The organism is Mycobacterium sp. 852002-10029_SCH5224772, from assembly GCF_001667315.1.
Classification (GTDB): Bacteria; Actinomycetota; Actinomycetes; order Mycobacteriales; family Mycobacteriaceae; genus Mycobacterium.
The window spans coordinates 212,394-234,022 of sequence record NZ_LZHT01000009.1 but is presented as its reverse complement, the minus strand read 5'-3'; the positions used below and the strand labels follow the sequence as shown (position 1 = coordinate 234,022).

The 21,629-nt window shown below is 67.3% G+C and carries 22 protein-coding genes; 10 read left to right on the top strand and 12 right to left on the bottom strand.

What is annotated here, in order from left to right; translation table 11 throughout:
- Nucleotides 1-195 (bottom strand): hypothetical protein (locus A5775_RS25805; protein ID WP_156660543.1); only part of this gene is annotated, 195 nt, incomplete at its 3' end.
- 196 nt (nucleotides 196-391) lie between these two features.
- Between A5775_RS25805 and A5775_RS03015 the strand changes: the two genes are divergently transcribed.
- From A5775_RS03015 to A5775_RS03000, 4 genes are all read left to right on the top strand, one after another.
- Nucleotides 392-1,099 (top strand): GAF and ANTAR domain-containing protein, encoded by a 708-nt coding sequence (locus A5775_RS03015; protein ID WP_067247188.1) that lies wholly within the window; start codon nucleotides 392-394, stop codon nucleotides 1,097-1,099.
- Between the two features lie 55 nt (nucleotides 1,100-1,154).
- Nucleotides 1,155-2,333: a zinc-dependent alcohol dehydrogenase gene (locus tag A5775_RS03010; protein ID WP_067247185.1), complete on the top strand. Its 1,179-nt coding sequence runs from the start codon at nucleotides 1,155-1,157 to the stop codon at nucleotides 2,331-2,333.
- Between the two features lie 93 nt (nucleotides 2,334-2,426).
- Nucleotides 2,427-4,586, top strand: coding sequence for a glycogen debranching protein GlgX (glgX, locus tag A5775_RS03005; protein WP_067247183.1), 2,160 nt, complete (start codon nucleotides 2,427-2,429; stop codon nucleotides 4,584-4,586).
- A 257-nt stretch (nucleotides 4,587-4,843) separates the two neighbouring features.
- Entirely contained in the window at nucleotides 4,844-5,611 is a 768-nt protein-coding gene (locus A5775_RS03000; protein ID WP_082952855.1) for an SDR family oxidoreductase, read from the top strand.
- Nucleotides 5,612-5,624: 13 nt separating this feature from the next.
- On the opposite strand, the gene A5775_RS02995 is transcribed toward A5775_RS03000, so the two are convergent.
- Together A5775_RS02995 and A5775_RS02990 are read right to left on the bottom strand one after the other, a co-directional pair.
- Entirely contained in the window at nucleotides 5,625-6,605 is a 981-nt protein-coding gene (locus A5775_RS02995) for an aldo/keto reductase (RefSeq protein ID WP_067247179.1), read from the bottom strand.
- Nucleotides 6,606-6,773: 168 nt separating this feature from the next.
- Entirely contained in the window at nucleotides 6,774-7,784 is a 1,011-nt protein-coding gene (locus A5775_RS02990; RefSeq protein WP_067247264.1) for a sensor domain-containing protein, read from the bottom strand.
- A 217-nt stretch (nucleotides 7,785-8,001) separates the two neighbouring features.
- Between A5775_RS02990 and A5775_RS02985 the strand changes: the two genes are divergently transcribed.
- Both A5775_RS02985 and A5775_RS02980 read left to right on the top strand, forming a co-directional pair.
- Entirely contained in the window at nucleotides 8,002-8,562 is a 561-nt protein-coding gene (locus A5775_RS02985; protein ID WP_067247173.1) for a hemerythrin domain-containing protein, read from the top strand.
- A gap of 91 nt (nucleotides 8,563-8,653) precedes the next feature.
- Nucleotides 8,654-9,313, top strand: a complete 660-nt coding sequence (locus tag A5775_RS02980; RefSeq protein WP_067247170.1) for a UdgX family uracil-DNA binding protein — start codon at nucleotides 8,654-8,656, stop codon at nucleotides 9,311-9,313.
- Between the two features lie 16 nt (nucleotides 9,314-9,329).
- Here the strand turns inward: A5775_RS02980 and A5775_RS02975 are convergent, their stop codons facing one another.
- From A5775_RS02975 to A5775_RS02965, 3 genes are all read right to left on the bottom strand, one after another.
- Nucleotides 9,330-11,123, bottom strand: a complete 1,794-nt coding sequence (locus A5775_RS02975) for a thiamine pyrophosphate-requiring protein (protein ID WP_067247168.1) — start codon at nucleotides 11,121-11,123, stop codon at nucleotides 9,330-9,332.
- A 268-nt stretch (nucleotides 11,124-11,391) separates the two neighbouring features.
- Nucleotides 11,392-12,444: a DNA topoisomerase IB gene (locus tag A5775_RS02970; RefSeq protein WP_067247165.1), complete on the bottom strand. Its 1,053-nt coding sequence runs from the start codon at nucleotides 12,442-12,444 to the stop codon at nucleotides 11,392-11,394.
- Nucleotides 12,445-12,595: 151 nt separating this feature from the next.
- Nucleotides 12,596-12,994 (bottom strand): heme-binding protein, encoded by a 399-nt coding sequence (locus tag A5775_RS02965; RefSeq protein WP_067247162.1) that lies wholly within the window; start codon nucleotides 12,992-12,994, stop codon nucleotides 12,596-12,598.
- Nucleotides 12,995-13,212: 218 nt separating this feature from the next.
- On the opposite strand from A5775_RS02965, the gene A5775_RS26015 reads away from it, so the two are divergent.
- A complete protein-coding gene (locus A5775_RS26015) occupies nucleotides 13,213-13,338 on the top strand; it encodes a hypothetical protein (RefSeq protein WP_255362094.1) in 126 nt (41 codons plus the stop codon).
- An 8-nt stretch (nucleotides 13,339-13,346) separates the two neighbouring features.
- On the opposite strand, the gene A5775_RS02960 is transcribed toward A5775_RS26015, so the two are convergent.
- Entirely contained in the window at nucleotides 13,347-14,153 is an 807-nt protein-coding gene (locus A5775_RS02960; protein WP_067247160.1) for an SDR family oxidoreductase, read from the bottom strand.
- Between the two features lie 228 nt (nucleotides 14,154-14,381).
- Between A5775_RS02960 and A5775_RS02955 the strand changes: the two genes are divergently transcribed.
- Nucleotides 14,382-14,618, top strand: a complete 237-nt coding sequence (locus tag A5775_RS02955) for a hypothetical protein (RefSeq protein WP_008259513.1) — start codon at nucleotides 14,382-14,384, stop codon at nucleotides 14,616-14,618.
- A gap of 124 nt (nucleotides 14,619-14,742) precedes the next feature.
- Here A5775_RS02955 and A5775_RS02950 read toward each other — a convergent pair whose 3' ends face one another.
- The 3 genes from A5775_RS02950 to A5775_RS02940 all read right to left on the bottom strand — a co-directional run bounded on the left by A5775_RS02950 (nucleotide 14,743) and on the right by A5775_RS02940 (nucleotide 17,327).
- Entirely contained in the window at nucleotides 14,743-15,507 is a 765-nt protein-coding gene (locus A5775_RS02950) for an endonuclease/exonuclease/phosphatase family protein (protein WP_067247157.1), read from the bottom strand.
- A gap of 84 nt (nucleotides 15,508-15,591) precedes the next feature.
- Entirely contained in the window at nucleotides 15,592-16,377 is a 786-nt protein-coding gene (locus tag A5775_RS02945) for a PIG-L deacetylase family protein (RefSeq protein ID WP_067247155.1), read from the bottom strand.
- Entirely contained in the window at nucleotides 16,374-17,327 is a 954-nt protein-coding gene (locus tag A5775_RS02940) for an acyl-CoA dehydrogenase family protein (RefSeq protein ID WP_067247152.1), read from the bottom strand. The genes A5775_RS02945 and A5775_RS02940 overlap by 4 nt, the downstream gene beginning before the upstream one ends.
- A gap of 179 nt (nucleotides 17,328-17,506) precedes the next feature.
- Here A5775_RS02940 and A5775_RS02935 point away from each other — a divergent pair, with 179 nt between their 5' ends.
- Entirely contained in the window at nucleotides 17,507-18,085 is a 579-nt protein-coding gene (locus A5775_RS02935; protein WP_067247143.1) for a nucleotidyltransferase family protein, read from the top strand.
- Here A5775_RS02935 and A5775_RS02930 read toward each other — a convergent pair.
- Both A5775_RS02930 and A5775_RS02925 read right to left on the bottom strand, forming a co-directional pair.
- Nucleotides 18,079-18,336 carry a hypothetical protein gene (locus A5775_RS02930; RefSeq protein WP_008259505.1) on the bottom strand — a complete coding sequence of 86 codons (258 nt, stop codon included), beginning with the start codon at nucleotides 18,334-18,336 and terminating at the stop codon, nucleotides 18,079-18,081. The two genes, A5775_RS02935 and A5775_RS02930, sit on opposite strands and share 7 nt — an antisense overlap.
- A 72-nt stretch (nucleotides 18,337-18,408) precedes the next feature.
- Complete coding sequence (locus tag A5775_RS02925; RefSeq protein ID WP_067247138.1) at nucleotides 18,409-20,511, bottom strand: catalase; 2,103 nt, start codon at nucleotides 20,509-20,511, stop codon at nucleotides 18,409-18,411.
- A gap of 294 nt (nucleotides 20,512-20,805) precedes the next feature.
- Here A5775_RS02925 and A5775_RS02920 point away from each other — a divergent pair, with 294 nt between their 5' ends.
- The gene (locus A5775_RS02920; RefSeq protein ID WP_067247136.1) at nucleotides 20,806-21,564 is read left to right on the top strand and encodes an STAS domain-containing protein; all 759 of its coding nucleotides are present in this window, start codon (nucleotides 20,806-20,808) and stop codon (nucleotides 21,562-21,564) included.
- The last annotated feature ends 65 nt before the right edge of the window (nucleotides 21,565-21,629 follow it).

Sequence of the window (21,629 nt, the reverse complement as noted above, 5' to 3'; positions counted from 1 at the left end):
TGCGTTCCGCCGGCGCAGAATCCGGGCCAGACGACGGGCGCAGGTGAATCCGGTGAAACCGCTTCCCACGATCACAATGGAGGTCACCGGCCCGAGTGTAGGCGGAGTTCGGTGGCAAGGAATGGCCCGCGTCGCATCTTCGCGGCCGGAGTTCGGGCTGTGGCCGCGAAAACCGTTGAGCGGCACCAAGGTCAAGGCAGCAGCCGGCAACGGCGGCCTCGTTGGGGCCGGGTCTATCGCCGTCGCCGCCCGGTTTCGCTATTGTGCCTTGCGTTTCGCTAAATGGCTCATAGACTTCTCGTTGAGCGTTGACATTCGCGGGCTTGTCAACGCCTCCGCGATGCCTATGCCGAAGGGCCCTGGGGGCCCGGACGGCTCCAGGGGTGATGTTATGCGAGATGGCAGTGTCACGATCGCCAATCAGCTCGTGGAGCTGGTGGCCAATCTGGAGCGTGAACATAGCGGCACCGCGGCCGGGCTGCACGAACTCCTCGACAACGGGGTCCACCACGTGCCCGGCTCACAGTATGCGGGTATCACGCTGGCCGAGAAGGGCGCCTCGGTCAGCAGTGTGGTTGCCACGCACCGCTACCCGATGGTGCTGGACGCCATCCAGGACAGCTCCGGCGAAGGGCCTTGCCTGACTGCCGCCTGGGAGCACCACATGATGCACATCGCCGACCTGAACTCCGAACAGCGCTGGTTGCGTTACCGGCGGCTGGCGCTGGAGCGAACCCCGATCCGCTCCATCCTGTCGTATGAGTTGTTCATCGACGGGGCCAGCATGGCGGCGCTGAACTTTTATGCCGACCGTCCGCACGCGTTCGGTGAGGAGTCGGTGGAGATCGGCACGTTTGTCGCCACCCACATCGCCCTGGCGTGGTCGATGATGCGCCGCCAGGACCAATTTCGTAGCGCCCTGGCCTCGCGCGACATCATCGGGCAGGCCAAGGGCATCATCATGGAGCGCTTCGGTATCGACGCCGTCGAAGCGTTCCAGTTGCTCACCCGGGTTTCGCAACAATCCAACATCAAGCTGATCGAAATCGCGCGGGCGCTGACCGAGACCGAGCACCCGCTGCAGCACCGCGAGGGCTGACCACGACCGGGCTGGCGTCGTTTCGACGGCCGTGAGACGGGTATGTGCCCTTCCCATGAAGGCTGTAACGTGGCACGGCAAGCGCGATGTGCGGGTGGATTCGGTGCCCGACCCCAAGATCGAGCAGCCCACCGATGCCATCATCGAAGTCACCTCGACCAACATCTGCGGGTCCGATCTGCACCTCTACGAGATTCTCGGGGCTTTCATGAAGCCGGGGGACATCCTCGGGCACGAGCCGATGGGCATCGTGCGGGAGGTCGGCACTCAGACGGGCGACCTCCGGGTGGGGGACCGGGTCGTCATCCCCTTCCAAATCTCTTGCGGCAGTTGCTACATGTGCGGCCAGCAGCTCTATACCCAGTGCGAGACCACCCAGGTGCGCGACCAGGGCATGGGGGCGGCGCTGTTCGGCTATTCGGAGCTCTACGGCGAAGTCCCCGGCGGCCAAGCCGAGCTGTTGCGCGTCCCCCAAGCTCAGTTCACCCACATCAAAGTCCCTGTGGGACCGCCCGATTCGCGGTTCGTCTATCTGTCCGACGTGCTGCCCACCGCGTGGCAGGCGGTCGCCTACGCCGACATCCCGGAGGGTGGCACGGTCACCGTGCTCGGTCTGGGCCCGATCGGGGACATGGCCGCCCGCATCGCCGATCACCTCGGTTACCGCGTCTTCGCCGTCGACCTGGTGCCCGAGCGGCTGGGCCGCGCCGCGCAGCGCGGTATCCACACCATCGATTTGAGCCGGGTCGACTCGCTCGGTGACGCGATCCGCGACCTCACCGACGGGCGTGGATCCGACTCGGTCATCGAAGCGGTCGGCATGGAGGCGCACGGCTCGCCGACCGCCAAACTGGCGCAGCAGGCCACCGGGTTGTTACCGGACGCGCTGGCCAAGCGCCTCATGCAAACCGCCGGCGTGGACCGGCTGTCCGCCCTGTACTCGGCCATCGACATCGTGCGGCGCGGGGGAACGATCTCGCTGATCGGCGTCTACGGCGGGATGGCCGACCCGCTGCCGATGCTCACCCTCTTCGACAAGCAGGTGACCCTGCGGATGGGGCAGGCCAACGTCAAACGCTGGGTCGATGACATCATGCCGCTGCTCACCGACGACGACCCCCTCGGCGTGGACAGCTTTGCCACGCACGTGCTGCCGCTGGGAGAGGCACCGCACGCCTACGAGATCTTTCAGAAGAAGCAGGACGGGGCGGTGAAGGTCATACTGACACCGTGATCATCTCTGCCACAAGGCTTTCCGCTTTGTATGGCAGGCGCGGCGGGTGCCCCGGGAGTTTGGCCGCCGTGCCGGCGGGGTACTGAATGCGCCATGACCCCCCCAGACGCCGCGCAGGGCGCAGCCCCCACACCCACCGGCGAGGTGTGGCCCGGCAGGGCCTACCCGCTGGGCGCGACGTACGACGGCGCGGGCACCAATTTCACCCTCTTCAGCGAGGTGGCCGAGCGGGTGGAGCTGTGCCTTTTCGACGCCGAGGGCACCGAGAGTCGCATCACCTTGCCCGAGGTCGACGGCTTCATCTGGCACGCCTACATCCCCAACATCGAACCGGGACAGCGCTACGGCTACCGCGTGCACGGTCCGTACGATCCGCAGGCCGGGCACCGATGCAACCCGAACAAGCTGCTGGTGGACCCGTACTCCAAAGCCATCGACGGTTCGTTCGAGTGGAACCAATCGCTCTTCAGCTATAACTTCGGCGACCCAGACAGCCGCAATGACGACGACTCGGCGGACAGCATGCCCAAGTCGGTCGTGATCAGCCCCTACTTCGACTGGGGCAACGACCGCCCACCGGACCGCCACTACGCCGACACCGTCATCTACGAGGCACACGTGAAGGGTCTGACCCAGACCCACCCGGATATCCCCGAACAGCTCCGCGGCACCTACGCCGCGGTGGCCCACCCGGTGATCATCGAGCACCTCAAGAGTCTCGGCATCACGGCCATCGAACTGATGCCCGTCCACCACTTCGCCAATGACTCCACCCTGGTCGACAAGGGCCTGTCCAACTATTGGGGCTACAACACGATCGGATTCTTCGCGCCCGACTTCAAGTACTCGAGCGCCACCACGCCGGGCGGCCAGGTCCAAGAGTTCAAGGCCATGGTGCGGTCACTGCACGAGGCCGGCATCGAGGTCATCCTCGACGTGGTCTACAACCACACGGCCGAGGGCAACCATCTCGGCCCCACGTTGTCGATGCGCGGCATCGACAACGCCGCCTACTACCGGCTGGTTGACGACGACAAGCAGTACTACATGGACTACACCGGCACCGGCAACAGCCTCAACGTCGGCCATCCGCACTCGCTGCAACTCATTATGGATTCCCTGCGCTACTGGGTGACCGAGATGCACGTCGACGGTTTCCGCTTCGACCTGGCCTCGACGCTGGCCCGCGAGTTCTACGACGTTGACCGGCTGTCGACGTTTTTCGAACTCGTGCAACAGGATCCGACCGTCAGCCAGGTCAAGCTGATCGCCGAACCGTGGGACGTCGGGCCGGGCGGCTACCAGGTGGGCAACTTCCCGCCGCAGTGGACGGAGTGGAACGGCAAGTACCGTGACACCGTCCGCGACTTCTGGCGCGGCGAGCCCGCCACCCTCGACGAATTCGCCTACCGGCTCTCCGGATCGGCCGACCTTTACGAGCACACGGCGCGCCGCCCGGTGGCATCGATCAACTTCGTCATCGCCCACGACGGGTTCACGCTGCGCGACCTGGTGTCCTACAACGAGAAGCACAACGAGGCCAACGGCGAGGACAACAATGACGGCGAAAGCCACAACCGGTCCTGGAACTGCGGCGCCGAAGGGCCCACCGACGATGAGACCGTCAACCAACTGCGCGCCCGACAGCAGCGCAACTTCCTGACCACGCTGCTGTTGTCCCAGGGTGTGCCGATGATCTGTCACGGCGACGAACTCGGACGCACCCAAAACGGCAACAACAACGGCTACTGCCAGGACAACGAGCTCACCTGGATCGATTGGGGCACCGCCGATACGGGCCTGCTGGAGTTCGCGTGCACGGTCTCGGCGCTGCGTGCCGAGCATCCGGTGTTCCGCAGGCGCCGCTTCTTCTCCGGCAAGCCGGTGGGCCGGCGCGGCCAGGACGGCCTGCCGGATATCTCCTGGTTCACCCCCGAGGGCGCGGAGATGACCGACGAGGACTGGGGCGCGAGCTTTGCCAAATCGGTCGCGGTGTTCCTCAACGGCCACGGCATCCCCGGCCGCGACGAGCGGGGCCAACGGGTGCTGGACGATTCGTTCCTGCTGTGCTTCAACGCTCACCACGAGCCGATCGAATTCACCCTTCCGCCAAAGGAATTCGGTGCCGCCTGGCAAGTCGTGGTGTACACCGGTCCGGAAGAGACCGCGCCGGCCGACGAGGTGCCCGGCGGGGGCCGGCTCAACGTCGAAGCCCACACCGCGGTGGTGCTGCGCGGGCTTCCCTCGAACTAGGCGGATGGTCGTCGCCCGACGACCGCCTGGTTTGCGCGGAATGGCCTCCCCGACGAGCCACGCTTGCCCTTCCCGCCGAGTCGATCGACGCTGTCGCGGCGCGAGCGGACCGGACCAAATACCGGGCCAAGTCGGGCGACCGCGACATCGTCGTTCGCAATTAAGTCGCGCGCGATCGCCACGCGACGGGTCGCATCCGGTAGGTTTCACCGCGACAGCGTCTCGCGTTACAAGAGAGGGCGAATATGTCAAGGACAGTGGTGGTCGGCGCCTCGAGCGGGCTGGGGCGTTGCATAGGTGTCGGTCTCGCTCAGCGCGGCGATGACGTCGCGCTTCTGGCCCGGCGCCTGCAGCGCATCGAAGCCGCGGCCAAAGAGGCGGGGCCCCGGGCGATCGCGGTCGAATGCGACGTCACCGATCAGGCATCTTGCCGCTCGGCCATCGACAATGCGGCCGATGCCCTCGGCGGGATCGACAACATCGTCTACACACCGGCCGTCGGCCCGCTGGTCCGCATGGTCGACACCGATGCCGACACGTGGCGGCGCATCTTCGACACCAACGTCATCGGCGCATCGCTGGTGACGGCCGCGGCGATACCGCACTTGACCGCCTCGGCGGGCAAGGCGGTGTACCTGTCCTCGGACGCCGGCACGTTCGGTCCGCCCTGGCCGGGGCTGGGCGCATACGGCGTCAGCAAGGCTGCCCTGGAACGGCTGGTCGAGGCGTGGCGGGCCGAACACTCCGACGTCGGGTTCACCAACCTGATCGTCGGGGAGTGCGCGGGGGGCGAGGGCGACGCGGCAACCGGAATGAATGCCGACTGGGACATGGACCTCGCCATGAAGGCGGTCCCGCTGTGGTCGTCGCGCGGCTGCATGCCCGGCAAGTTGATGCCGGTCGACGACCTGATCGACGTGGTGCACACCATCCTGCGCACCAACGCCTCGACATCGATGCCGCTGGTGGTGGCCCGCGGCGCGCCGGCCAGCCCCGCCGCGTTCGCTGAGGCCAACCAGTCCTAGATCCAGTCCTAGATCAGCCGGATGAGCTGCGGCCGAGTTTCTCCCGCGCCAGGTCGGTGAGGAAGCGGGCCGCGGACGTCGGCCGGAACGCCAGCGCCGCCTCGGTGAGTGCGTCACGGGATTCGGTGGGCAGCTCGATGTCGGCGGCGGCGGCGTTGAACTCGAGCTGCTCGACGCTGGACGCGCCGGGAATGGCCACCACGCCCGGGTAGCTGATCAACCAGGCCAGCGCCACCTGTGCCGGCTTGACGCCGACTTGCGTTGCGACGTCGCGCAACAACTGCAGCAGCGGCTCGACGCGGCGAAGGTTCTCGGTGCCGAACAGTGAGTTCACCGCCCGCACGCCACCCGGGCGGTTGTCGACGCCGTACTTGCCGCCCAGCAGCCCCTGTTCCAGCGGGCTGTAGGCGATCACGATGCGGTTCTCCCGCTCGGCGAACGGCACCAGGTTCTTGAGCGCCTTCGGATAGGCGAGCGAGAAATGCACCTGGTTGCTGATCACCGGCCGGCCCAGCGCGGCGTCGGCCTTCTGCCACCGCTGCAGCGAATAGTTCGAGACGCCGGCCGCGCCGATCTCGCCCCGCTCCAGCAGGTCGCGCATCCCGGGCATGATCACCGAGTCGGGCACCACCGGGTTGGGCTGGTGGATCTGGTACAGCGGGATGCGGTCCAGCCCCAGGCGCCGCGCGCTGGCGCGCGCGCGTTGCCTGACCACGGCGGGGAAGGGGGCGACCGGCATGATCTTGCTGGCCACCGCCACCTCGGCGCGTTCGTCGCCGAGCGCCTCGCCCAGGATCCGCTCGCTTTTGCCCAGCCCGTAGACCTCGGCGGTGTCGAACAGCGTCACCCCCAGGGCGCGGGCGCGCCGCACGATGTCACCCGCGGCGCCGGCGGCATAGCTGTCCCCGTAGCCCCATTCGCGTGAGCCGAACTGCCAGGTGCCCAAGCCGATGCGGCTGACCCGTCCGACTCCGTCGACGTCGACATATTTCATCCGCCCAGCGTAGTGGCGATCGCAAGGGCGGCGGAGCCGGGCGCAGCGGGTCGCGACGGGTGAGGCGGCGTAGTGGCGATCGCAAGGGCGGCGGAGCCGGGCGCAGCGGGTCGCCACGGGTGAGGCGGCGTAGTGGCGATCGCGAGCGCGGCGGAGCCGGGCGCGTGCTCAGCCGGGGATCTTGCCGAGGATGTAATTGGCGATGGTGACCGCGGCCAGCCGGGGCCGCTCGCTGTCTGTGCTGCCGCTGGCGGACACGTTCAGGTCGATGACGACGTTTGCCTTGGCCGCGACCGCGCGCGCCGAGCGCACCTGTACCCCCTTGGGCGTCAAGTCCAGCGTGGTGATGCCGTTGCCGGCGTCGGTGGGAGCGCTGACCGCCATCGCGATCGGCTGCCCGCCGGGAGCCGTCACGGTGACGGTCGAGCCACCACACTGGCGCCATCCCGACAGCAACGTGTCCAGCTGCGACTGCGCCCCGGCCGGATCGCGGAACGCCGCCACGCCCTGGATGACCTGGATCGACTTGAGCATGCTGCGTGTGTCGGTGAATTCGCCGGCGTGATAACCGGTAAAGGAGCCGGGGGTGTAGGCGTCCGGGCTGCCGGCGGCGATACTTCCCCAGCATTCCGGGCGGTCGATGCTGCCGTCCTGCGCCGAGCGGCCGGGGCTGTTCCACGTCGGCCCGACCTCGAGGTTGGCATCGGCGGTGATGTTCCTCAGCGCGTCCAGCCCGGGCAGCAGCGTGGTGATGGTGTCCGGCGGAACGGTGGGCGGCGGGGGCCCACTGGACGTGGTGGCGTCACGCGCCGTCCGGTGCGATGACGTGGAACCGCCCAACGTCGCCCATCCGGCCAGCGCAACGACCGCCAACAAGATGAACACGTACGACAGCGTCACACCCACCAGGGCGCGATCACGGCCGAGTTCGCCGGTGCGCCGGATCTGCGCCAACCCCAGATGTCCCAGAACCGCTCCCACGGGGGCGAACACGAACGCGAAAACCAGTGACAGCGTTGCCAAGGTGTTGACGGCCGGGCGGTACGGCGGGGGTGCGGGCGGCGGCGTGAACACGGGCGGCTCGGTCGGCGGCTCGATTCCAGGGACTGGCGGCGGGACCCGGCCGAGCGGGTCGTAACTCAGCGGGTTCTGCCAATACGGATCCTGCTGGTTGGTCACGCCGGTGCCTCCTTCGCGGCCGAACCTGCCCGAAATGTAGCCGATAGCGGGGCCGGTGCCGGAGCCGATGCCGTCTGCGGGCGCGGCTTGGCGATGCTGACCACATACCCCACCCGCGCGCGGCCACACCCGTTTGACGGCCGAATTCGCCGGGTAGCCGCTTCGGTGTGCGCGCAACAGCCCTGCGCGTCGAACCAATGCAGATGGGAGGGACACCATGGCGCACACCGCCATCACGTCGCCCACCGACGTGGTCGACTTTCTCGTCAGTCAGCACGAGCAGATCAAGGCGATGTTCGCCGAAACGCTGGCGGCGTCCGGAGAAGCACGGGAGAAGGCCTTCGTCGAACTTCGGCGACTGCTCGCCGTGCACGAAACAGCGGAAGAGGAAATCGTCCACCCGCGGGCCAAGCGCAAGATTTCCGACGGCACCGCCGTGGTCGACAAGCGGCTGCACGAAGAGCACGAGGCCAAGGTCGTTCTGGCGCGCCTGGAAAAGCTCGACGTCGACAGCGAGGAGTTCACTCGCGAATTGACCACGCTGCGTGACGCGGTGATCGCCCACGCCGAGCACGAGGAACACGATGAATTCGCCAAGCTGGGCGAGGAATTGAGCGCAGACGAGCTGGAACGGATGGGCCGTGCCGCGCAGCTCGCCGAGGCCGTCGCACCCACCCGGCCGCACCCCGGGGTGGAATCCCAGACGGCCAATCTGGCCGCCGGTCCGTTCGCCGCGATGCTCGACCGCGCCCGCGACGCCATCATCGGTAAGGGCTGACGAGCACCCGAGGCTGGGTACCCCCGCTTGGTGGGGGAGCGGGGGTACCCACGCCGCTCGGTCGCCCCGCCCCCCAGCGGCCCGCAACGACATGACCGCCACCGCGAAGGCCCCCGGCGCCGCCCGCTACCTCCCCGAGGAGCGGGGCATCGACGCGCTGCGGAGCGCGGCCGAAACATGCCACGGCTGTTCGCTTTTCGAAGACGCCACCCAAACCGTGTTCGGCAACGGGCGTCCTGGGGCGCCAATCATGTTGGTGGGCGAGCAGCCGGGCGACCAGGAGGACCGCGCCGGCGAGCCGTTCGTCGGCCCGGCGGGGCGACTGCTTGCCCGGGCGCTCGAAGACGCCGGCATCGACCCGCTGCTGACCTACCAGACCAATGCGGTCAAGCATTTCAAGTTCACCCGCAAGGGCGGCAAGCGCCGCATCCACCAAAAACCGGGCCGTACCGAGGTCGTCGCGTGCCGGCCCTGGCTGATCGCCGAGATCGAGGCCGTGGCGCCCGAGGTCATCGTGTGCCTGGGGGCAACCGCCGCACAATCATTGCTGGGCAGCACCTTTCGGGTCTCCGTGCAGCGCGGCCGCGAGCTGACGCTCCCGTCGTCCGTCGACATCGCGATGACGCCCGGGCCGATCGTGGTGGCGACCGTCCATCCGTCGTCGGTGCTGCGTGACCGCAGCGACCGGCACGACGAGGTCTACCAGTCGTTCGTCGACGACCTGCGCAGCGCGCGTTCCGCGCTGGCGTGAAGCTGACCCGGCCGGGTCAGCTCTTCTTGTGCGGCATGAACTCCTGCGCTTTGGTTTTCAGGCCGACTTTGACGAAGCCCACCCGGTCCTCGTCACCGGCCAGCACCGCCGCGGTGGCCGACTTGAACTGCTCCCAGGTGGCATGCGGCGGGATCGGCGGCATGTCGGGATCGGTGAAGACGTCCAGCACGGTGGGACGGTCGGCCGACAAGGCGTTGCGCCACGCGTCGGACAATTCGTCGGGATCCTTGATGGCCATGGCGTTCAGGCCCAGGCTGGCCGCGAACGCGGCGAAGTCGACGTCGGGAAGGTTTTGGGACTCCGCGAATTTCGGCGCGCCGGCCATCGCACGCATTTCCCAGGTAACCTGGTTGAGGTCGTTGTTGTGCAGGATCGCGATGATCAGCCGGGGGTCTTGCCACTCGCTCCAGTAGCGCTTGATCGTGATCAGCTCGGCCATACCGTTCATCTGCATGGCGCCGTCACCGGCGAACACGATGACGGGCCGGTCCGGGTGGCCGAATTTCGCGCCGATGCCGTAGGGGACCCCGGGGCCCATCGTCGCCAGCGTGCCCGACAGCGAGCCGCGCATGTTGCCGCGGAAGCGCAGGTTGCGCGCGTACCAGTTGGCCGACGAGCCGGAATCGGCTGTGACGATGGCGTTGTCGGGCAACTGCGGGGAGAGCTCGGAGAACAGCCGCATCGGGTTGATCGGATCGGCGCTGACCATCGCCTCCTTGTCCATGGTCTCCCACCAGCGCGCCACGTTCTTCTCCACGCCTTCCCGCCACGACCGATCTTCCTTGCGGCGCAGGTGCGGAATCAGGGCCCGCAGTGCGGTCTTCGCGTCGGCGACCAGGTTGACCTCGTACGGGTAGCGCATCCCGATGAATCTGCCGTCGACGTCGATCTGCACCGCCCGGCACTGGTCGAACTGCGGCAGGAACTGCGTGTAGGGGAAGCTGGATCCCACCGTGAGCAGCGTGTCGCAGCCCATCATCAGCTCGTAGCTCGGCCGCGTCCCCAGCAGCCCGATAGAGCCTGTGACCCAAGGCAATTCGTCCGACAGGACGTCCTTGCCCAACAGCGCCTTGGCCGCCCCGGCGCCAAGGAGATCGGCGACCTCGGCCAGCTCTTCGTGGGCCCCACGCGCGCCGGTACCCACCAGCATGGCGACCTTCTTGCCGGCGTTGAGGACGTCGGCCGCACGCGCGACGGCGGCGTCCTCGGGCGCGATGGCCGGGTACTCGATGCCCAGGCTGGAGGGCACCATCTTGAACGCGTGCTCAGGCGGCGAATACGGGAGTTCCTGGACGTCGCTGGGGATGATCAGCGCCGTCGGCGCCCGCTGGGTCATCGCGATGCGGATCGCGCGGTCCAGGACGTTCGGCAATTGTTCGGGGACGGTGACCATTTGGACGTAGTCGCTGGCGACGTCCTTGAACAGGCTCAGCAGGTCGACCTCCTGCTGGTAGCTCCCGCCCATGGCGCTGCGGTTGGTTTGACCGACAATCGCCACCACCGGAACGTGGTCGAGTTTGGCGTCGTAGAGGCCGTTGAGCAGGTGGATGGCGCCGGGGCCCGACGTGGCCGCGCACACCCCCAGCCGACCCGTGAATTTCGCGTAGCCGACCGCCTCGAAGGCGCTCATCTCCTCATGACGCGACTGGATGAACTTGGGCTTGTTGTCCGCCCGGCCCCATGCGGCGAGGAGGCCGTTGATGCCGTCGCCCGGAAATGCGAACACATGCTCGACGCCCCACGCCCGCAACCGCTCCAGCAGGTAGTCGGAGACCTCTTGTTTGGACATGTTTTCCCTCCTGGGCAGATGATTTTCAGTGCTGGCGGGTGGGCGTGTGTGGCTGTTGGCTGAACCACCTGCGGCCATGGCGGCCCCGGACGTGCGGGCCGCGAGACCCCGCCCTCGGCTGGCAGGGCGTGACTACGGCAGGCTGCCGCGCATGGGCGGCTTGGGCACTTCCCACAGGTGCCGGGTTACCCCTAATCGCTGTCGTTATGCGCCGTCAGCGACCAGCCAGGTGACTCACAGCCAGTTATCAGCTGGGTGCGGCAACCGTTCACGCCGTCTTGCGGAGCGACGGGGCGTTGGCGCCAGCGCCCTTGGCCATGCGCCGGATGAGCATCCGGGTGGCCTTGTCCAGAATCTCCTGGGCCGCGTCGGGCTTACGGGCGCGTTCGGCGCGGCGTGCCGCGGCGGCGATGGTCATTCCCTGCTCGTAGCCGGCGACGACACGGGGATCGACGTAGGAGCCGCGCGCCACCGCCGGCGTATTGCCCAGCTCCTCGGCCACCTCTTTCATGACGGCGGCCTCGACGCGTTTGGCGATCCGCTGCGAGACGGCGGGGTCGGCGTCGGCGAAGGCCGCCGCGGCCAGCACGGTGCCATGCCATGTTCGTAGGTCCTTGACGGTGTAGTCGTCGCCGGTCAGTTCCTTGAATCGGGCGTTGAGGTCGTCGGCACGCACATCGAGCCAACCGGAAGCGTTGCGGCACACCAGTAATCGCTCGGTGCGGTTGGGCCGGCGCATCAGCGCGCGCACCGCGCGGACTACATCGTCGTCCTCGATCTCGACTGTGCGCCGCACGCCGCTCTTGGCCGGAAAGTCGAATTCGACGGCGTCGCGCCGGACCACCACATGTTCACACAACAGCGTGGACAGCCCGTAGGACTCGTGTTCGTCGGCGTATTGCTCGCCGCCGGCGCGGAAGTAGCCGCGATCGAGCAGCCGTAGCGCGAGCGCCAACACCCGTTTGCGCGTCAAGCCTTGGCGCGCCAGATCTTTGGCGATCTCGGCGCGGCACGCGGGGAGTCGCGTCGACAGCTCCAGCACGCGGTCGAACTTCTCCTCGGCGCGTTCCTGCTGCCAGGCGCAGTGGTAGAGATACTGGCGGCGGCCGGCGGCGTCGACGCCGACGGCCTGGATGTGGCCGTTGGGATACGGCGAGATCCACACCTTCTTCCACGCCGGCGGAATGACCAGATCCTTGATGCGCTGCAGGGTTTCGGGATCGGACAGCGTCTCGCCGTCCGGCCCGTAGTAGGCGAACCCCTTCCCGCGACGTTTGCGCGCGATTCCCGGTGTGCTCAGCACGCTGCGACGCAACCGCATCTTCGGCCCTCCAGTTCCGTTCGCTGACCGCACTGATATTCGCTCAGAAGTACCCGCCGGCAAAGCCGTTCACACGGTGCGTCACGACTCAACGCGGAAACGACCCGCCACGACCCAAAAAGGACCGTGGCGGGTCGTTTCTCGGGGTGGATCAGCCGGCCATGAACTCGTGGTAGGCCGACTCCAGGTTCGGCGGCAGGGCGGTGACGTTGCACTGCCGTTCGGTGTCGCCGATCGGTGCCAGGATGCCGCGCAGATCGAAGTACTCCTGCGGGTGGTCGGTGAAGTAGCTGCGCAGGCTCGATGCAGCCTCCGGCCGCGGCTGGCCGTAGGCGGCCGTCACCACCTGGTTGGCCCCTGGGTGCGCCGCCAGATACTGCTCGGCGGATCCTTGCGCCGAGGAGACGGTGGAGTGCACACCGGCGGGGCTGCAGTCGGGTGCTGCCGCAGCCGACGGAGCGCCGACGATACCCATGGCCATCCCCCCCAGCAGGCAGCCGGCGCTGATTCCGGCCACTCGACGGCGCGCGAAAATACTGCTGATTGTCATGATGTTTGTTGTCCTTCGAAACGAAATGGTTTTCTCTCGACTGAGGCTCCCGATCCTCGAAATCCAAAGTAGCGGAAGCGAACACTGGCGATGTTCGCTGACGACGAAAATTGAGGCACGCTCGGGCCGTGACGGCCTTTCTGAGCGGCCTTTGCTAAGCGAACGGTGAAACGGCGCGCACATTGTTAAGAGAACGCACCCGTTCTTAACAAATCGTGATGTCGATCGTGACGCAATCGTTATCCGCGGTGGGCCCGAAGTTGTCTGCACGGTTGACCATCAACGACTACGCCGCGTTCGACACCGTCGGGATGATCGTCGTCAGTTGCGCGTTGCCGCTGTGACCGGGCGGTCAACTCTGGCCGGATTGTTCGCCGTCTGTTGCGTGTTGCCCGTTGGTGCTGGGCGGCGCCAACGTCTGCAACCACGTGTCGACGTCGGGACCGACGACCACCGCGTGACCGGACGCCAACAGCGCGCCGTTGGCGAGCGCGGCGACGGCGGGTCGCACGGTCCGCACCGGTCGACTATCTCCTTGTTGGACAAGCAATTTCGCTGTCAACTCGGGGAGGCGGATGGGGTGTGGGCCGGTGATGGTGCGCGGCGTGTGCGACTGTCCCAGCGCCGCCTCGACGAGTACGTCGGCCACGGTGTCCGCGGCGATCGGCTGAATCAGCCAGTCCTCGACGACCACCTCCTCGCCGTCACAGCTCACCGCATCGCAATGGGTGGCGCATTCGTACCACTGCGTGGACTTCACGATCGTGGCCGGTACCGGGCCGTCGAGCAGGATGTTCTTCGCCGTCCGTTTGGCTTCGTAGTAGGGGATGCCGTCGAGTTCGGGGTCTTCGATGCCGGCAATCGTCGGTACTACCAGGCGCTGCACTTCCTGTGTGGCACACGCACCCACGATGTTGTGCGACGCGGTGACCAGAGATTGGCCGATGTCAGACGGCTCGGGCGGCACCGGATCGGACACGTCGATCGCGACGTCGACCCCCTTAAGGGCCTCGCACAGGTCCGGCCCACTGAACAGATCGATGCCCTGTTCCCGTGAGATCTCAACCACCGCGACGTCGCGCGACCGCAACCGGGCGACGACGCGGGATCCGGCCGTACCGGTCGCCCCTATCACGGCGATGGTGGTCACCGCCCTCACCCCCCTTCGCGCCGCCCGCTAGTACTACCCGGTAAACCCCCGTTCAAACCGATGGATCGGCGGCTGATGCGCCAAGCGTGGGAGCGACCGCCGTACGCGTGATCACCCGCACATTTCCGACGCTGTCCAGGCATGACGCGGGGCGGGGCGTTTGGTGGGGGCTGCGGTGGGAACGCCCTAGATGCCATCGAGCGCAAGCTCACTCACCACCGAGAGGGAGGTCGACCCATGGGGGACCAGAAGAGCGGGCCGCAGGAAGCGGTGCAGGGCGCCGTCGAGGGCGTGAAGGGCAAGGCCAAGGAGGTCGGGGGGGCCGTGCTCGGCCGCGATGACCTCGCCGACGAGGGCCGGGCTCAGCAAGACAAGGCCGACGCCCAACGCGACGCGGGCAAGAAGGAAGCCGAAGCCGAGTCGGCGCGAGCCGGCGCGGACGCGGCCGAAGAGCGCCAGAAGAAAAACCAGTAAGCCGCTCCTCGAGGGGTCCGGTCCGATCGTCGGGCCGGGCCCCTTTCGTGCGTGGGGTTCACCAGCCGCAGTGCGGTGGATGCGCGAGGCGGACCATCGGTCGCCAGCAGCTAAACCCGCGGACTCACACCCGCTGCAGGTCCACCGCGAGCGGGCGGTGATCGGAAATCGGCATGAGGCTGGCCTCGACCGCACCGCCGCGTAGGCGGGGATCGTCGGTCAAGATGTGGTCGAGCTGACGGTTGGGGTCATCGGCGGGAAACGTTTGAGCGGCGGCCAGCGCCCGCATGCCCGACCAGCGGCCAACGGTTTTCGGCGTCATGTTCAGGTCGCCGGTCAGCAGCCGGGGGCCCGGGAAGCCGCGCAGGTCGTGAATCACTCGCAGCAGCTGGCGGCGGTTCCAGCCCGGAACGAAAGACAGGTGCGTGTTGGCCACCGTCAGCCCGCCCATCGGGGTGCGCAACTGCGCGATGACCGCCGCGCGGGGTTCCTCGTCGACGATCATCACCCGGTTGGGGCCGGGCAGGTACATCGGAAACCGCATCGGAATGCGGGGTAATCGCAACACCTGCCAACTGGCCACCGGGTATCGGGACAGCAAGGCGATGCCGTAAGCGGCGGTCCCGGGTTGTTCGCGACCGGTGGCGGCCATCCAGGTCGCCCCCGGTGTTCCCGAAATCGCCGCCACGAACCGGTGCTCCACCGCACCCATGGCCTCAGCCGCCGCGGCGGTCAGGTCGGCGCGCTCGGAGCGCGGTTGATCACAGTCGACCTCCTGCAAGCTGAGCACGTCCGGGTCGAGGAGGCGCACGCAGTCGCGAAGGCGCTGAACGTCGACGCCATCCCCGACGGTGCGGCCGTGCAAGATGTTGAAAGTCGCCACGCGCATAGGTTTTCACCTACCCACTTTCCCCGTCGTGCACTCACCGCGGCATCCCCGCCGCGGGTCAGCGCGCGGGCGGCGGGGATGGTGTCACCGAAATACCACTTCCCCCATTGCGGAACCCACCGCGAGGATCCGCTGCAGCACGAATCGCGGCACTATGGCGGTGGCTGCGCCGCCGGTGGGCTCGAGTTGGCTTCGATAGCATTGCGCGGCAAGGCGTTTGCGACCCATTGCCCAGCCGGGCGAGGGCACCGAATAGGCCCGCTCCCATGGCACCGCCGGATCGGCGAGATGCGCCCAATGCCACATCCGCACCGGATATTCCAGCAACGTCGCGCCGGTACGGGTGCACGCGGTCGAGGCCGCACGTCCCACCGCTTCGTGATCGGGGTGGCCGTCGCCCCGCCACGTCGCGGCACACCAGGTCGCCGGGCCGTCACCCTCGAGGATCTCCACCAGCTTTTCGGCCAGCGTCTCTTCGTGATCGGTCAGTTCGCCGTCGGGAAAGCCCAGCGAGACCGGGCTGGGGATATGCAAAAAGCCGGCCGCCCTGCCTAATTCGTATCTGCGGATGGTTTCCATCCGGAGCCGGCCCGAGGCCGACACGCCGGGTTGAGCGGCGCCTCCGTCGCTGACCGAGACCACCTGAACGTCGACCCCCATCGCGGCCAGTTGGGTGGTCATCGCGCCCAGACCGAGGGTCTCGTCGTCGGGATGCGGGGAAACGACGATCAACCGTCGGCACTCCGTCAGATCCAAGACCGGCAGGGGCCTCTCCTCGAAAGCGGCCAGCCACAACGGCACCGGGGTACCGTTATGGGTCAGCGGCGTGGCCGCGATCCTGGCGCAGTTGCCTGCCGGCACCGTTTTCACGGCGCCCTCATCGCCTTCTTGCCCGCCAGCCGCCCGAGTTCGGCGAGGTCTCGTTCCGCATGGCTCTGCCGGATGTAGATGCTCAGGTCGGCGACCCGTTGCGCGTGCCGTCCATCCTGGCACAGCGGTCCCGGACCCAGGGCGCGGCCCGTGCGCGTAATCGCTTCGTCGACAGCGTGTTCCACGACCGTGCGGATGCGGCGGGCCATCAGTTGCGCGGTACCGGACCGGTCGAACGGATCGGCGTCGACCTGGATCGCCGCTTCGGCCAGGATCGCATCGCTGGCGGCCAGCGCGGCATCCACGGCGCCCAGGTGTGCCAGCGAGTACGCATCGGCCGATTGGCTTGCCGCGCAGCGATATAACGGGTCGGCGACCCTGCGCGCGCCGCCGAGCCAACACGCGGCGACACCGATTGCGCCATGCCAGAGCCCCGGCCGATTCAGATAGTCTCCGGGGTCGCCCACGGCGACGGCCTGGGCGTTGGTGAACAGGACCGGCCTGGTGTCGCTTCCGGCCATCCCCGCGTTCCACCAGGTGCTGGGCAGCGCCTTGACGGCGGGGTCGGTCACGGTCACCGCGAACAGGCCCAAAGACCCGTCCGCGAGTCGCGCGGTCACCAGCGCGTGCGTGCAGAACCCCGCGCCCGAGCACCACACCTTGGTGCCGTTCAGGGTGAACGCGCCGTCGGCGTCGGTGGCCGTCAGCGCCGCGTCCGGGGCTTCGGCGGCCCACACGCCCCACAGCTGACCCGGGTCGGGAGGCTTACCACCCAACTCGTGCAGTATCGCGACCGCATCGACATGGGACTCGGCGATCCTGGCCGCCACGATGTTGTCCTCGGCCAGCCGAGCCAGCCGTTGCCAGCGTTCGGCCGTGCGTCCCGACGCGGGAAGGGGCAACTCGAGCCGCCCGGACTCGAGCCAATGCTCGACCAGGCCCGCCGTCACGCCGGATCACCCGCCGGGGACGGTGCGTGGGCCGGAATCACGACGGCCGCAACGTCATATGAGCGTGGCACCGCGGTTGACATAACCGACGATTTCCCCGTAGAGCGCAAGTTAAACGACCTCACGACCGTCCGGCGGCAGGTTGCCCGCGCCGCCGGCGGGGTATCACCTAATGCACCATGGCTCCCCTCGACGCACATGCCGACGCGACCAACTGCGCCTCGCGGCTGCGAGAGGCGCTGAAGGGCGCCGCCTCGGCGCTCAAGGAACATGGGCCGCGTTTCGCCCTGGCGGGCAGCTACGCGTTATGGGCCTACGGCGCACCGGAACCCAGCCACGACGTGGACCTCGTGGTGGCCGAAGCCGATGTGGAGACCGCGGTGGCCACCCTCGCCAACGCCGGGTTCGTCATCGAACGACCCCCGGAGGATTGGCTGTTCAAGGCCCGCACCGGCGACACCCTCGTCGACATCCTGCACCGCATCAACGGCGTACCCGTCGACGCCGACACGCTGGACCAGGCCGAACAGCTCGAAGTCCTGGCGATCGGCATGCCCGTGCTGCCGCCCACCATGGTGCTTGTCCAGCAGCTGCGCTCTCTAGGGGAGCATCACTGCGACTTCGCCAAGTTGTTGCCGGCCGTGCGCGCGGTGCGCGAACGCCTGGACTGGCAGCACATCAAGGCACAAACCGCCGAAAACGATTACGCGGTCGCCTTCGTGGTGCTGGCCGACCGGCTCGGCCTGACGCGTCAGTGATTACGCAGCTTGGCCACCAGCTTGTCTTTCGTCAGGCTCGAATAGCCTGACATGCCAAGCTCTTTGGCGCGCTTCTTCAGTTCGGGAACGGTCCAGTCCTGATAGGACCCGGACTTGCCGCCCTTGCGGCCCACCGACGACTTGCCCCGGCCGGCCGCCGCATTCGAAATCCGCGCGGCCTTCTCCTTGGAGTCACCCTTCTTGCGCAGATCCTGATACAGCTTCTCGTTCTTGATAGACGAACGCGGCATGATCCATCCTCCTGTCCACGATGAGACGCCTTTTCAGTTATGCCCGCCCCGGCGGCAGGGAAAACACCGGCGCTAGGCCGGAACCGGGTCGGTGCGCCGCTGCCAGCACCGGTGTCGGGCGAGCGCGCCGGCGAATTCCTCGACGAAGCTGTCGGGCAGCTCGTCGGCGGCGGCCGTGGTGGTGATGACGGATTGGTCGTTGAGCACGTCGGTGTCCTCGGCGAGACGGTTGGTGATACCGGCGGTGCGCAGCAGGTCGAGGCCGGCGCCGTATGCGCCGATGGGCTTGAGATGCTTATAGGCCTCGGTCACGAAATGCACCGCATAACCGTCGTTGGACAGCGTCGCGATAGACCGCGGTCCGCACGCCACCACGACCGCGTCGTAGAGCACCGACGCCATGGTCGTGAAGGATCGGTCGACGGGAAGCTCACCGCCGGATCCGCCCTCCAGCGTCCCGCCGGCCACCGGGGCCAACACCTCGACGATGGCGCCGCGCTGTCCCATCAGCTCGATAAAACGTTGTGTTCCCACCACATCGACGCCATCGGCGGCCAGCACGGCGACCTTGCGCGATTCGATGGTGTCGCCTGCGTCGGTGACTTGTGACAGCGCCGGAGAGGCAGTCACCGTGTCGACTTGCTCCTCGGGCGGCGCGGGCAGGCCCAACTTCGCGGCCACCTGGGCGGCCAGCTCCGCGTCGACCCGCGCGAGCTGCGCCACCACGGCCGAACGGATCTCGGGCACTTCGACCTTGCCGAGCTCGAAGGCGAACGCGGCGACGATGTGTTCGGCTTCCACGCGCGTCATGCTCGTCCAGAACATCCGCGCCTGGCTGTAGTGATTCTCGAACGACTCGGCGCGCTTGCGCATCGTCTGCCCGTCCAGCCGCTGAGTGTAGTGCCGGAAGACGTTCTCGTCGGCCAGCGCGGGGCAGCCGCCGCCGATGCTGTTCTTGTGGTAGCTGGACCGGCCCTGCGGGATCGTGTGCTGTCCGTAGCCGTCGTGCTGGTTGGTCCGGACCTCGGCCACCGGGCGGTTGACGGGCAGCTGGGCGAAATTGGGGCCGCCCAGCCGGATCAGCTGGGTGTCCAGGTAAGAGAAGTTGCGGAACTGCAGCAGTGGATCATTGGTGAAGTCGATGCCCGGCACCACGTTCGCCGTGTGGAACGCGACCTGCTCGGTCTCGGCGAAGAAGTTGTCCGGGTTGCGGTTCAGCACCATCTTGCCCACCGGGCGAACCGGAACCTGTTCCTCGGGAATAATTTTCGTCGCGTCGAGAAGATCGAAATCGAAGTTGAACTCGTCCTCCTCGGCCACCAGCTGGACGCCGAGTTCCCACTCCGGGTATTGGCCCGACTCGATGGCCTCCCACAGGTCGCGACGGTTGTAGTCGGGGTCTTTGCCGGCGATCTTCTGGCATTCGTCCCAGATCAATGAGTGCACGCCGAGTCGCGGCTTCCAGTGAAATTTCACGAAAGTTCCCTCGCCGCGGTCGTTCACCAGCCGGAAAGTGTGCACGCCAAAGCCCTGCATCATGCGGTAGCTGCGCGGCAACGCCCGGTCCGACATCAGCCACATGATGGTGTGCAGGGTCTCGGGCTGCAGCGACACGAAATCCCACAGGGTGTCGTGAGCGGACTGCGCCTGCGGAATCTCGTTGTGCGGCTCGGGTTTCACCGCGTGCACGAAGTCGGGGAACTTGATACCGTCCTGGATGAAGAACACCGGGAAGTTGTTGCCGACCAGGTCGTAATTGCCTTGCTCGGTGTAGAACTTGGTGGCGAAGCCGCGCACGTCGCGCACGGTGTCGGCCGAACCCCGGGACCCGGCCACCGTGGAGAACCGCACGAACACCGGCGTTTGAACACCCGGCGTCGTCAGGAATTTCGCCGCGGTGTACTGGGCCAACGAGTCGTCGTACGGTTCGAAGTAGCCGTAGGCGCCGGCGCCGCGGGCATGAACCACGCGCTCCGGGATGCGCTCGTGGTCGAAATGGGTGATCTTCTCGCGGGCATGGAAATCCTCCAGCAGCGTCGGGCCCCGCTCACCGACGCTCAGCGAATCGTCGGTGTGGTCGACGCGCACACCCTGCTGAGTCGTCAGGTACCCGGTGTCCCGACGGAACCGTGCGGACTCCAGGTCGCGCTGCTTGGGATTCTGGTCGGTGGCCATGACCTGCCTCTCTAATGCATTTGCTGTGATGGGGACTGATTTGCTGTGATGGGCCGCTCAACGGTGTGGGGTACCACCGCCGAACCATGGTGAAACCGCCCGAATGCGGGCCTGTCGATCGCTTCGAGGGATAGCCGACCATCGATGGGGGTAATCGAAAGTGGTGATTGCGGTGGCGCACGAAGACGGCAGAAATCGGGCGGCCCGGGGGAGGGCCGACACACCCGGGCCCGGTGGGCTCCAGATACCCGGCAACAGGTTCTCGAGCGCCGGCCCGCCTCGGTGCGAAGCCCGATGAATGCCCATCTTCCGGCCATCCGGATTGAGATGGAAACCCGTCAGGACATACCCATCCTGACGATGGAGGGCGTGCTCGATGGTGCTACCTATCTCACGGTTCGCGACGCCGTGATCAAGGCCGCGATCGACGAGCCGCGTGCGGTGATTGTCGATATCGACCGTCTGCACGCCTCATCCGCTTCCGCCTGGACGGTGTTCAAAAGCGCCCGATGGCATGTCAGCGTGTGGCCGGACGTCCCGATCCAGTTGGTGTGCGCGCAACAGGCGGTGCGTCGGGCGATCGCTACGGCCGGCGTCACCCGCTATCTGCCGATGCATTCGACCCGAAAGCTCGCGCTGGACGCTGTGCGCGATCAATCGTTCACAGTGCGGCGGCGGGCGCGCACCGCGCTCCCGCGATCCAGCGGCAGCATCGACCTCGCACGCGGTGTGGTCACCGATCGGCTCACCACATGGGACATCCGCGAGGTGGTCGCGGCCGCGGCGACGGTGGCGACCGTCTTCGTGGAGAACGCTCTCGACCACACCGAGAGCGCGCCGGTGTTGATTGTCGAAAGCTATCGAGACATTGTCACCGTCGCGGTCGAGGACGGCAGTCCTCATCTGCCCGGCCGGCGCGAAGATGCCGATCGCGGCGCCGATATCGTCTCCGGACTGGCCATCGTCTCCGCGGTCACCCGGGCGTGGGGCGCGGCCCCGACGCGGTCGGGCAAAACCGTATGGGCATTGGTCGGTCGGGAAAATCGGCTCTGATCCCTCGCGGGGCGACGACGTGCCGCGCAAGCGCGTTCAGCCAGCAACCTAATCCACCGGACGAA